This is a genomic window from Paenibacillus sp. FSL H3-0469, from assembly GCF_038051945.1.
Taxonomy (GTDB): domain Bacteria; phylum Bacillota; class Bacilli; order Paenibacillales; family Paenibacillaceae; genus Paenibacillus_AQ.
In genome coordinates this window covers 6,672,741-6,685,155 of record NZ_CP150302.1, presented here as the reverse complement: position 1 = coordinate 6,685,155, position 12,415 = coordinate 6,672,741, and the positions used below count along the sequence as shown (strand labels likewise).

At 52.5% G+C, this 12,415-nt stretch carries 11 protein-coding genes; 2 read left to right on the top strand and 9 right to left on the bottom strand.

Annotation, left to right across the window (positions count from 1 at the left end; genetic code table 11):
* Positions 1 to 137 precede the first annotated feature (137 nt).
* The 4 genes from NSS83_RS29115 to NSS83_RS29100 all read right to left on the bottom strand — a co-directional run bounded on the left by NSS83_RS29115 (position 138) and on the right by NSS83_RS29100 (position 3,788).
* On the bottom strand, positions 138 to 911 hold the full coding sequence (locus tag NSS83_RS29115; protein WP_341347003.1) for a hypothetical protein: 774 nt from the start codon (positions 909 to 911) through the stop codon (positions 138 to 140).
* Between the two features lie 31 nt (positions 912 to 942).
* Complete coding sequence (locus NSS83_RS29110) at positions 943 to 1,644, bottom strand: ABC transporter ATP-binding protein (protein ID WP_341347002.1); 702 nt, start codon at positions 1,642 to 1,644, stop codon at positions 943 to 945.
* A 202-nt stretch (positions 1,645 to 1,846) separates the two neighbouring features.
* Positions 1,847 to 3,064, bottom strand: coding sequence for a PLP-dependent aminotransferase family protein (locus NSS83_RS29105; protein WP_340942530.1), 1,218 nt, complete (start codon positions 3,062 to 3,064; stop codon positions 1,847 to 1,849).
* Positions 3,065 to 3,131: 67 nt separating this feature from the next.
* On the bottom strand, positions 3,132 to 3,788 hold the full coding sequence (locus tag NSS83_RS29100; RefSeq protein WP_341187810.1) for a response regulator transcription factor: 657 nt from the start codon (positions 3,786 to 3,788) through the stop codon (positions 3,132 to 3,134).
* Positions 3,789 to 4,158: 370 nt separating this feature from the next.
* Here NSS83_RS29100 and NSS83_RS29095 point away from each other — a divergent pair, with 370 nt between their 5' ends.
* A complete protein-coding gene (locus tag NSS83_RS29095) occupies positions 4,159 to 4,566 on the top strand; it encodes a hypothetical protein (protein ID WP_341019923.1) in 408 nt (135 codons plus the stop codon).
* Positions 4,563 to 5,630, top strand: coding sequence for a phosphodiester glycosidase family protein (locus NSS83_RS29090; RefSeq protein ID WP_341347001.1), 1,068 nt, complete (start codon positions 4,563 to 4,565; stop codon positions 5,628 to 5,630). Before NSS83_RS29095 ends, NSS83_RS29090 begins: the two co-directional genes overlap by 4 nt.
* A 385-nt stretch (positions 5,631 to 6,015) precedes the next feature.
* Here NSS83_RS29090 and NSS83_RS29085 read toward each other — a convergent pair whose 3' ends face one another.
* The 5 genes from NSS83_RS29085 to NSS83_RS29065 form a co-directional block, all read right to left on the bottom strand.
* Positions 6,016 to 6,270, bottom strand: a complete 255-nt coding sequence (locus NSS83_RS29085) for an AbrB/MazE/SpoVT family DNA-binding domain-containing protein (RefSeq protein ID WP_036697751.1) — start codon at positions 6,268 to 6,270, stop codon at positions 6,016 to 6,018.
* A 158-nt stretch (positions 6,271 to 6,428) separates the two neighbouring features.
* Positions 6,429 to 6,893 carry a tRNA (uridine(34)/cytosine(34)/5-carboxymethylaminomethyluridine(34)-2'-O)-methyltransferase TrmL gene (gene trmL / locus NSS83_RS29080; RefSeq protein ID WP_036697752.1) on the bottom strand — a complete coding sequence of 155 codons (465 nt, stop codon included), beginning with the start codon at positions 6,891 to 6,893 and terminating at the stop codon, positions 6,429 to 6,431.
* Between the two features lie 249 nt (positions 6,894 to 7,142).
* Positions 7,143 to 8,234, bottom strand: a complete 1,092-nt coding sequence (gene serC / locus NSS83_RS29075) for a 3-phosphoserine/phosphohydroxythreonine transaminase (protein ID WP_341188121.1) — start codon at positions 8,232 to 8,234, stop codon at positions 7,143 to 7,145.
* Positions 8,235 to 8,340: 106 nt separating this feature from the next.
* Positions 8,341 to 9,225 (bottom strand): hypothetical protein, encoded by an 885-nt coding sequence (locus tag NSS83_RS29070; RefSeq protein ID WP_341187808.1) that lies wholly within the window; start codon positions 9,223 to 9,225, stop codon positions 8,341 to 8,343.
* A 144-nt stretch (positions 9,226 to 9,369) separates the two neighbouring features.
* Positions 9,370 to 12,117 carry a cellobiose phosphorylase gene (locus NSS83_RS29065; RefSeq protein WP_341347000.1) on the bottom strand — a complete coding sequence of 916 codons (2,748 nt, stop codon included), beginning with the start codon at positions 12,115 to 12,117 and terminating at the stop codon, positions 9,370 to 9,372.
* Between the last annotated feature and the right edge of the window lie 298 nt (positions 12,118 to 12,415).

Below are 12,415 nucleotides of genomic sequence, written 5' to 3'. Positions count from 1 at the left end.
ACGGGTTCAAATCAGTCACCATCAGTTTAGGTTTTGCCTGGCACGGCCAGTAACAATCCAGTAAACGATGTGTTTATGGAAGATTTAATTGACTCCAGCCTAACATAGCATCCGGTAAAATTCAAATGAAAATCCGCTCATTTTCCGTGAAGCTCATATTTGCGCCCGTTCAAGAGCGCACTGCCTGCAGCTCCGGCCAGCAGCGCTACCAGCAGGTTCATGCCGACCGACAGCCAGTTAATGGTCTCGTTAATGTTGGACGGCTGCTCCCGCCCCGCCGGGCTAACCGTGAGCAGATTCGCATATTGCTTGAAGCTGTCCACGGCTGAGGAACCGATACTGAAATGCTGGCTCCCCCGGATCACCAGAGCGAACTGGATGCCGGTAACAAGGACAATGAGGGCAGCAATGCAGAGGTGGCTCAGCGCAGGCTTACGGAATCTTTTGGCAGCTGCCAGGGCCAGACCAATCAGCGCCAGGCCCGCCGGAAGGCTGCACAGCTTGGAGAGTATGAAGTAGGTGACGCCCAGCGCGGGACTTGTGGAGCGTGCCATCCGCAGCTGATACAGTCCTTCGGGATTCAAGAAGACATCCAGCAAGGTGGTAGACCAGACTGCGGTAAGACCCAGCATGAAGACAGCAGACTTCACACCGAAGAGCGCAGAGGTTCGCAGCGGCAGCAGATGGTTAACCGGCATCGCACCCGTGAAGAACTCCTTGTAATAGTCCATGTAGATATAGACCGGCAGCAGAATGCCTATCACCATATTTACCAGCAGAAAGACGAAGGCCATATCCTGTCCCCGGTCAAACAGAAAATACAAATTAGCCAGACCGCTCAAGGCGGTGAAGATAGCAAATACAGCGAAATGCTTCCGGCATTCCAGCTTGAATTGATGCCATTGAACCATGATGTTCTCCCCTTTTCTTGTCTTTAACAGATTAAATCAGACGTTTGAATAACTCCTCAATCGGCACACCATGTTCCCGCCGCAGCTCCTCCACGCTCCCCTGCAGCAGCACCTTGCCGTCATTAACGAACACCACATCCGTGAACAGGCTCTCGACATCGTGGATCAGATGCGTACTAATCAGAATCGAGCTGTCCGGGTCGAAGTTATCCAGAATAATCCTTATAATCTTATCCCGTGTGGAAGGGTCCACCGCCGCCAGCGGCTCGTCCAGGACGAACAGCCGGGCCTTGCGCGCGAATACCAGCGAGATACTCACCCGCTCCTGCATCCCTTTGGACAGAGACTTCACTTTATCCTGCAAATTCAGTCCCAGCTCTGCAATCATGCTATACGCCTTCTCCCGCTGAAAATCGGCAAACGAGTGGTCAAAAAAAGCAATGCTCTCTTCAATCGACATCCATGGATACAGGAATTCACGGTCCGGCAGATAAGACACCATTTTTTTGGTTTCCAGGCCGGGGCGTATGCCGCTGACCGTAAGGCTGCCTTTATAATCCCGCAGCAGAGAGACTATCAGCTTCATCAGCGTCGTCTTTCCCGCCCCGTTAGGCCCGAGCAGCCCTACGATTCTACCTGTGGGAATCGTCAGACTGAGTTGGTCTAGCGCGGTCTTCTTCCCATAGCGTTTCGTTACATTCCTGCACTCCAGTACATTCTCCATCGCTTGCATTCCACATGCATCCCCTTTGATAGGCATTGGTCTCTATTGTGTTTCTTTTCACAATTGATTAGACGCATGTTCTTCCTAGATCCCTGCACGGTCAAATAACCCCACATAGCGGGGCCCCGAAACCCAAAAAACCGCCGGCCGTCAAGGCCAAGCGGTCACTCTTCTTACAAGAAGTCCTATCAATCATGCTCTTGATGGTTTTCTAGCTGCGGGCCGTGAACTCAGTCACCGCTTCACTCATCAGGTTCATCCCGAGCAGCAGCTCATCACGGCCGGGATGGCTGAAGTTGAGCCGGATTCGGTCTGAGCCTCCGCTTACACTGCAGAGCGGGCCTGGAAGGAAGGCTACCCCCTTGGATAGCGAAGCACGCAGCAGAGCCATAGCGTCCAGTCCTTCGGGCAGCGATACCCAGAGGAACATGCCGCCGGCCGGCATATCATACACACTGTTCTTCCAGGCCGGACGCTTCAGCAGCTCCGCCATCAGCTTCAGGCGGGTATTGTATTCGCGGTTCAGCAGAGCGATATGCTCCCGCAGATCAAAGGCCGACACACTGAGCAGATGATGCAGCAGCCGCTGGTTCAGCGAGCTGGACTGCCAGTCTGCCATCTGCTTGGCGGCAGCCATCATGCCGATCAGCTCGCGGCTTCCCGCCGCCCAGCCCGTCCGCAGCGCCGGTGCGACCGTCTTGCTGAAGGAGCCAATGTACAGCACATGCCCGCCTTCGCTGACATTCTCCAGTGCGTATAGCGTTGGGTATCTCTTGGAGGGATGGCCTTCACTCCGCTGGAAATGCAGATCGCCATAGGAATCATCTTCCACGATCAGCACATTATGTGAGATGCACAGCTCCAGAATCTCTTGCCGCCGGGCAAGGCTCCAGAGCACTCCGCTGGGATTGGTGAAGCTTGGCGCAGCGAACAGCATCTTGGGCCTATAGCTGCGGATCGTTCGGCGCAGATGATCCGGCAGCAGGCCGTCCCCATCCCCCTGGACCGGAATAATGACGGCTCCCTGCATCCGCAGCGCCTGCAGAATACCGGGAGATGTCGGATTCTCAACCAGCACATGATCCCCGGGATCGATATACACCCTGGACAGCAGATCGATGGCCTGCTGACTGCCCGTTGTCAGCAGCACTCCTCCTTCGGCTACCGCCACTCCTTTACTGCGGAGCCAATCTCCGGTCAGCCATTCGCGGAGCGGGCCATACCCCTCAGGCTCCCCGTATTGCAGCGCACTTGCATCTGTGGAGATCACGGTAGATGCCGCCTCAGACAGCAGTGACAGCGGAAATAATTCTTCTGCCGGGAGCTCCTCCGCCAGCGAGATCAGCGTACCCCGGCGCGTCTCCTTACGGATACTCAGCAGCGGTGAAGATAACAATGTATGTGCGCGCGAAGAAAACTCATACTTCATACGCTTCCCCCCTTTATCTGGTTTAAGAATATTCCAGTCCTGACGCCATTATGTCGTAATACAGGGATTATGCGTAGATTTGCTTGTTCTGTCTTGAGAAAAGCGCGAACTTCTCAATCGCCTGCGCTCTTGTCGATACTTCCAGCTTCACATAAATCTTGCGCAGGTAGTTATCGATTGAACGGCGGCTGACTTCAATTTCAAGTGCGATTTTGTCGTATGTAATTCCTTGCACAATGCGTTCCATGATGAACATCTCAGTCTGCGTTAGCTGCAAAACACCTTCCAGCCCTCTGGAGGAGGCTACCGGACGGAAGCCCTTTTCGATCCATTCCAGCGGAATGGAGAGGAACCCTTCGCGGATACCGCGGATCATCTGCAGAAGCTGACCCGGAGTGGCTCCCTTCGACAATACCCCGCTCGCTCCGAGTTCAATCAGGGGCAGGAATATTTCCTTATCGTTCTCCTCTGTCATGATAATAATGTGAGAGCACGGTGAGCTTTTTTTCATATCCGGCAGCACCTGCTCTATGGTTCCACCTTGCATCTGATAATCACTCAGCACCAGATCAGGCCGGGATTCCTCCATGCCTGCGAGACATTCCTCCCAGGTAGCGTACATGCCATATACCGTCAGTCCCTCCTCATCTTCCAGTATCAATTTTGTTCCCAGCATACTTGTGGGATGACATCCCACGATGACCACCTGCCAGACCTTCGTCATTAATGCCCAGACCTCCTGCTATCTATATAATTTTCCAGAATGGAAAGCGCTGTAAGCGTTTCCTGTCAACACGCAAGCAAGGATCTATGCTGTCTAAGTCTATTCTTCCTTCTTTTACCTTGAATACGTCCATCAGATATTCCAATCTATAGAAATTGTATCGCAGTAGTTTAACAGGATGCAATTACTTTTTGTCGTTTCTGCGCGGCTCTTTCACTTTTGCGAAAAACCTGAAAGTCTGATAGAATGAGGACTTGAAAAATCCCCCCACAAAGTGAGGCTTTGGCTTCGATGTTTATTCAGATACTTTGCGGGGACCCCGAAACATGTAAATTCTTTATCTTGAAAAAATATGGCTTGAGGTGATGAAATGCAACCGCTAGCGGAATCGACCCGGGTACACTCTCGCCGGAGTGCAGAGAGAAGCGGCTCGTCCGTAAAATGGTTTCTACTGTTCTGGATTCTGATGATCGCAGCCGGCGCATATGCCGTGTACAGCTACACCAATCATCTGAAGGATCAGGTGCTGAGCCAGCTTGGATCTCAAAGCCAGCAGCAGCTTACCGTTTTGAAGACCGACTACGAGTCGAAGATTGCCGTTCTGTCAGAACAAGTGAAGGAGCTTCAGAGCACCGTGCAGACATTCAACGAGCTGCTGACCTTCACCAAGGATAATGCTAGCAACAAGACGGACAACAGCAACAAGCTGTACACGCAATTAAGCGAGGTCAAGAAACAGCTTGACACGCTCAAGAAAGAGATGGATTTGCTGAAATGATGACTCCTGTCAAAAGAGTGAACCGGTTCTTCATGCTCCTGACCGCTCCATTGTTCGGACTGCTGCTCTGTCTGTGGCTGTACCAGCCCCCGCTTGAGCTTAAGCTGAATACTGCCCCCTTCGCAGCTGACCCCGGACCCGTGAATGAAACCGCCCAATTGAAGCAGGACCTGGCTGTGGCTAAGAGCTATGCCGCGTACACCATAGACTCTATCGGCACCAGTGCACAGCTCTACAAGCAGACTACGAATGCCATGAACGCATTGGTCAGCACAGCAGCAGCCCAGACCTCCCGTCCCGAGCGGATCTATAACAGCCGGATTAGTTCCCGGCTCGGCATTCCCGCCGATGTGATCAGCAGCGACCGGATTACCATCGAATTATACCGGCTGAACCCCGGCAACTATACAGCATACGCAATGAAGATTAAGCTCAAGGATTCCTCAGCCATGAAGATGAGCCTCGCCGGTGACGGCACGGGAGCTTCGGAGACCACCATGCAGGCCGTGAACCGCTACGGCGCCTCGGCCGGTATTAATGCCGGCGGGTTCGCTGATCAGGACGGCAAGCGTTATCCGCTCTCGACCACCATCGTCGGCGGACAATATCTGTACGGCTTCGAGCCCAGCTACAAGGATCTCAGCTTCGTCGGTCTGAACAAATCCGGCCAGCTGATCGGCGGCAAGTTCACCAGCCGTGACCAGCTTGATCAGCTGGAGCCGGTATTCGGGGCAACCTTTGTCCCCGTGCTGCTGAAGAATCAGAGCAAGACCGCCATTCCGCTGAAGTGGCAGCTGGCCCCGAAGCGGGCACCGCGCACTGTCATCGGCAACTATAAGGACAATCAGCTGCTGATTCTGGTCGCTGACGGATATAACGAGAACGGCAACTCAGGAGCTACACTGGCTGAGCTGCAGGATAAGCTGTACAATCTCGGCGTCATCGATGCTTATAACCTGGACGGCGGCGGCTCATCGTCCATGATTTTCCGCGGCAAGGTCATTAACAAGCCTTCCGACGGCAATCTGCGCCGCGTCCCGACCAACTTCCTGTTCTTCAAGTAACCCTAAGTATAACCGTCAATGCTAAATATCACATTTTTATTTATTTTTACAAATTAAAAGGGTATACTCAGGGTAACGAAGATCGTCAATAATGGAGGTGCCTGTATGTCGTTCTCCCTGACTTTTTGGATCGTGACCCTGGTATTCGTACTGTTTCTGGCCGGTATTCTTACTTCTTCCTACAACGACGACAAGACTAAGGGGCTGTAACCCGCCCTCCGCTAACAATCTGCCGGACGTATACCACAAAAAGGAGCACCGCACTGATGTGCGGCGCTCTTTTTGTGTTCTTCACTATTCACTGAAGCCGAGTCCAACCAGCATCCATGTTATAAGACGCCGCGTACGCGTTTTACCCTATGTAGATAATTGATGCGCTCTACGCTTACGCGTGTTTTGGCAGTTGGGTCATCTCGGTAAGGCAGCTAGAACAAATGTAACGGTCTTTATATTCGCTTACGCCTTCCATAGATCCGCAGAAGACACACTTCGGACGGTAACGTTCCAGAATAATATGGTCGCCCTGAACGAGAATTTCTACAGGATCACCTTCATTCATTTGATACCTTTTACGCAGAGACTTAGGCAGAACAATTCTACCCAGCTGATCTACTTTACGTACAACGCCAGCAGGTTTCATATCTAACTTACACTCTCCTGTTCAACTTATGATTAGTAGTGCCATTCCATTTCTGACTTCGAAGTTCACGTACCCTATTACTTTCTTCGGCACTAATCAACTATTTCGTTACTAAAATGTCGAATCCTGCTGAAAAAAATAAAAAATGATGTCAACTTTTAGAAAAGTTGTGGGAAATCCAGTTGCCGGAGCGCTTCATAGACCACAATCGCTGCTGAATTGGACAAATTAAGCGATCTGACCGCCTCACTCATCGGCATCCGCATTGCCGTTTCCTGACCAGCCTCCAGGATCTCTGCCGGCAAGCCCTTGGTTTCTTTCCCGAACACGAAGAAGTCTCCATCCCGGAAGGCGAAATCACTATAGCGTTTCTTGGCCTTGGTGGTCGCGTAGAAGAACCGCCCTTCCTGATACTTCTCCAATACTTCACTGAAGGAATTATGATATTCAATATTCACCGCATGCCAATAATCGAGTCCGGCACGCTTCAGCGTAGCATCATCTGTGCGGAAGCCCAGCGGGTGCACGAGGTGAAGATGAGTACCTGTCGCCGCACAAGTACGGGCGATATTGCCGGTATTCGCCGGAATTTCCGGTTCCACCAGCACAATGTGTAATGCCATAAGTCGGATGCTTCCTCTCTGTAGGGTCTTAAGGAGTGGGGCGGAGTAAGTATCCGCAGTGCCTTCCTTGTCCCTGTGATGTATTCTTGCTGCTTGCAGGTACAGGCCGGGCTCAGGTGATCCTGGTTATGGGCAAAATAACCCCACAAAGTGGGGCTTTAGCGTAGGGTGATGACTCAGGTACTTTGCGGGGACCCCAAAACATATAAACCTTCCGCTGCCAGGCGGAAGGTCAGGAACGTTCTTAGATTACCCTTGGGTTTGCTGGAAATGCTTCATGAAATCAGCCAGCGCCTTCACGCTCTCATGCGGGACGGCGTTGTAGATCGAAGCCCGTAAGCCGCCTACGCTGCGGTGTCCCTTGAGACCGACAAAGCCTTCCGCTTCGGAAGCTTTGATGAACTGCTTCTCCAGCTCCTCCGATTGCATCCGGAACGTTACATTCATGATGGAACGGCTGCCTTCTTCCGCAACTCCGCGGTAGAAGCCGCCGCTGCCGTCGATATAATCATACAGGAGACCTGCTTTGTCACGGTTCTTGGCTTCAGTGCCGGCAAGCCCGCCCTGTTCCTCAATCCATTTTAACACTTCGTTAACCATATATACAGAGAAGGATGGCGGCGTATTGTATAGAGAGTTGTTCTTGTAATGAGTATCATACCGCAGAATCGTCGGAATATTCGCCGGAGAACTTGCGATCAGCTCTTCCTTGGCAATCACTACGGTGACGCCCGACGGTCCGAGATTCTTCTGTGCACCGGCATAGATCAGGCCGAATTGGTTCACATCGAAGTCGCGGCTCAGAATATCACTGGACATATCGGCAACCAGCGGAATATTACCGGCATCAGGATACTGTGCATACTGCGTGCCTTCAATCGTCTCATTCGAGGTGATATGCAGGTAAGCCGCATTGTCCGCAGCCTTGATGCTGCTAAGCTCTGGAATAGCCAGGAATTTCTTGTCTGCCGAGGATGCGGCTACATGGCCGCCGCCTGTCAGCTTGGCTTCCTTCAGGGCTTTGTCCGCCCAGCTTCCTGTCATGACATAGCTGCCGACCTGGCCTTCACCGATAAGGTTCATCGGAACCATGGCGAACTGTGTGCTTGCTCCGCCCTGGATGAACAATACCTTGTAGCCCTGCGGATTGCCGAGGAGCGAAAGCAGGCGTTCCTGAGCTTCATTATGCACGGATTCGTATATCGCCCCACGGTGCGACATTTCCATAATGGACATTCCGCTCTCCCGGAATTCAACGAACTCCGCCTGTGCACGTTCCAATACTGCCAGCGGCAACGCTGCCGGACCGGCATTAAAATTGTATGCTCTCTTGCTCAAAATAACTCCCACCCTTTCTCTCCTATGAATATGGATATCGCTATGATAGCAGATAACGATAAACACCAGCAAGTATAATTATTCACATAAGAGGTAAGCTAGACCGCATTCAGGAGGCCGAAAACTGGTAGCTGCGGCTCCATTCCTTGCTGTGACGCGGTAAAATAGTGATGTCAGCAAAAACCTCGGGTGAAATTACATGCTTGTCTCCCCATAGCGCAATCCGCTCAGCAGCGAAATCTCCGCTCTCTCTGATGCAGGCTCCAGTAGGTTTATGGATCAGCTCCCAGTAGTAATCCGCCTCCGCCTGCTCCCAGCCTTCGAGTTTGCAATAGAATTGGCGGTCCGTTTCCCCGGCCCATGTCAGGCTATTTCCGTCTATGCTGAGTAAATTCTCCGTATACGCCGATTCCGGGGCCACGATCTTCGGCGTTCCCGGCAGCCTAAGCTCATAATCCGTTCCTACGGGTGCCCCATCGATGCCGACAAAATTATGAATATACTCTTCAATCCGCAGCGCTTCAGACCCTGTATTCTCTACATTGTAAGAAATGTCCAGCCGGTTTCCTTCCAGCTTCAGCGTCTTGACCAGCCGCATGCTGTAGCCCCGGCATTCCAGCGGCTGCACAGTGTATGTAACCGAGTCTCCGCTCCACGCTTCAGTGACCGGGAATGGTTGTAGCGGATACTCCCCTACGAATGAATAAGGCTCATCACTCTGCTTCTGCAGCAGCCCGATACCGAATTTGGGGAACCATTCCCCAGGAGCAGCATCCTCATAGCCAATTGCCCGGGAAATGCCAAACTCATTGCAGAGGCCACTCCCTCCCGTACCCTGTCCGGGAACCAGACTTTCCGGAACGCAAAAGGTATGCCCGCCCTGCTCCAGCTTCACTCCTGTAATAAATCCTGTCCAGTCAAAACGGGTGCCTCCATAGGCTCCCACATCAGCAATCTCTACGGTCAGTACTCCATTGGATAGTATACGTGTCATTGATCTCTTTCCTTTCTGTCCTGGTTGGACGCAGCACATCCTATCATAGCATTTCCAGGGCCGTTCTATACGGTGTATTTGGATATTGAAAAGCCTGCTCTGCGCGGACCGGCAGTGCAGGCGATAGAGTTCAGCAGCTCCGGCTTAGGCCAGTTCTACCTCCAACAGATGGACTTCTCCTTCAGACAGGTCTGTCAGCAGGCTGCGCGGGATCACAGCACCCTCTGAGACGCGATGAAGCGTTACCTCAGACCCGTTCAGGCGAACTGCGTGTATTTGGTACTCTCCGTACTCCGTGCTTCCAGAAGCCGTATAGACGACTTTCAGCTCACGTCCGGCAAAAATAGTCTTGATAGAGGCGCTTTTATCGCCGTCAAACTGTTCATTCACAAGCTTCGGCTGCAGCAGCAGGTCGCCGAGCTTGCCTTTGACGCCAAACACTTCAGTCACCATTGTCAGGAGCAGCCAGCTTGCTGAGCCAGTCAGATAGGTGTACATTCCTCTGCCCTGCTCATTGATATATTCCGGAATTCCGGGATACATCCGGCTGACCTCGAAGTTCGCACTCAGGTTATACAGTGAATCCAGCACCTTGCGGCCCTCTTTGACGTATCCGCGTTTATACAGCGCATTGCCGTACATAACAGTCATGTGGCTGAACATCGCTCCGTTCTCCTTGTGTCCGAAGGCGAAGCCGAACGCCCGGCCCAGATTCTGCTGAATGCCGCCGAAGTTGCTGTTCAGACGGTAGCCGATTTTTTCATCGTACAGATTGCGCTCTACCGCCGAGATGATCGCTGGAATCTGCTCTGGAGCAGCCGCGTGGCCGAGGAGCGGGAAGACCTGTCCGGTAAGCGTCATCCGTGTGCTCTCAGTCCATTCCCCTTCTACACGTTCACCGTTATTATTATAATAGCCGTTGAACCAGCCGTCGCCGTGTCCGCTCTCTACCCATTCATTGCGGCGCAGGTGATCGAAGATCCATTCCGCCTTACGGGCGAGATCTGCTGCAACCTCTTCAAGCTTCAACACAGCTCTTACTCCGCTCACCTTATTCGGCGCAGCAGCATAGAAGCGGCTGAGCAGCTCATGCTTTGCCGTCACCGATTCATAATCGACAGCTTGGCCGAGCGAGTCAAGCAGCAGTACCATCTCTTCGGCCAGCTCCAGCGTATCTCCGCCCGTCCGTTCCTTCAGAGTAATCAGCAGCTTGGACAGATCGAGCAGGTTGCTGGCATAGAAGGCTGTGAAAGTAACACTTTCGCCCCGCTGTGCAGCCATATCGAGACCATCGTTCCAGTCCGCTCCTTCCAGCAGGATATTGTTATGCTCACCCACATTGAAGAAAGGAACCAGATTCTGCAGCAGGATATGCTCCAGAATAGTACCTGTATATTCTTCGCCCGCAGTTGTCCGCAGACTGCTTCCTGCTCCCGGCTCCCAGGAGGCATCGCGGTCCTTACAGCGGTTCATGAAGGTATCACGGAAGTAGGTCTGCTCCTGCAGCAGGAAGTCCAGATCCCCGCTCTGATCCAGGTATAGCATAGTAGTCAGGAACGGCCACGCCCCATGGTCCATCCAAACCCGTGGAATATTGTTCCGGTCGGCAATGAATTCGCCCGGCTGCTGCCCGATGATCGTCGCATTGCTGCCGTCAATTCGAACTCCGGCATAGTTGTTCAGCAGCAGGCTGCGCACATCCGCAGGTTCCATGATTAATAGAGCCAGGCAATCCTGCCAGAGATCGCGCCAGCCGCGTCCCCCTCTGCCATAATCGTGGTAAGGCAGGAACGAGTTGCCGTACAGTCTGCGCAGCACCGGCTGCAGTGTCACCCATTTCATCCATTCGTCAGCAGCATGATCTCCGGTATGGAATTCTACCGTATTGACTTTATCCGCCCAGAAGCGCTTATTCTCTTCAAGCAACGCGTCAAAAGCCGCAGCCGAGCCATATTTGGCCATCAGCGCCTGCACATCGATTCTATCATTGTCAATCGCCATGACTACGACATAAGAATGGCTCTGACCCGGCTCCAGAGTAATCGCGGCGAACCGCAGTCCCCCCAGCGCCTCATATCCTTCCCAAGGCACTCCGCCGTCTTCCCCAATCGGCGGCGCCAGATTGTTCACGACTGCTTCCGGCCAGTCCAGACTTCCGCCCTCGCCGATGAATTCCTCCTGCACCGGGAATAATCCGGTTGGCTGCGCTCCGCTCCCGTCAGTCCCGAATACCCCGTAAGAAGTATGATTCACCCGGTGGCCGCGTTCGTCGAAGGACAGGGCAGGCTGCACCTCTACACCACAAGCCGAAGTATAGATCCGGTTCAGCAGCGAGGTGACATGCCGGTGATCGCGCAAATCGTCTGCTGAACGCGCATATAGCGGAATAGCCGCAGTAGGAGTCAGCTTAATCGCCTCTGTACCGCTGTTCGTAAGTACCACCTTCATCAGCTCAACCTTGTCGCTCCCGCAGGGTACGAAGCTTGTGATCTCCGCTCTCAGACCCAGCTCCTTACTCTCCCGGGTCACTCGATGCCACAAGAGTCCTGCCTCCAGCAAGGATTCATCTGCTGCTTCTCCATAGAATGCCGCATTCTGCCGTGCAGAATTACCCGCAGCCGACCAGGCGCCCTTGCCTTCAATGTATACCCAGAAATTACGCGAGGCGCGGGAATTATGCAGATCCTCCACCGAGATGGGTGGTGTCAGAAAAGTATTATGGCCCGAAGTGGCCTGACCATGCAGCTTAGGACTGACCGAGGACATCATGCCCCCTTCATTCACTAGCGGAAAATATAAAAAGCTGCTCCGGTCCGGCTGCTCCAGCCGAAAGTCCCCGTTATTTCCGGTGAAGCTCCAGCCTGTTCTTGTCACCTTTGATTGATCCTTCAATACATTCATCCTCCCTGTTCCATGACAGCAGATCTCTTCTTGTTTGCGTATGACCACATAATTGCTCAACCACATAATTGCAATAACACATAACCGAAATTCCCGATACCGCTTTCCGAAATCGGTTTCGGTTTCATTATCACACCGTTATTTCCCTTTGTAAAGCGTTATTTGTAACTTATGAGCAGAGATAAATGTGCAAATTTTATACTTTAAAGCTCAAAGCATCATATGTAATTGCAATTTCATTACAATAATACTATTTTTGTAACGAAACTTTACGAAAACACAATATAAA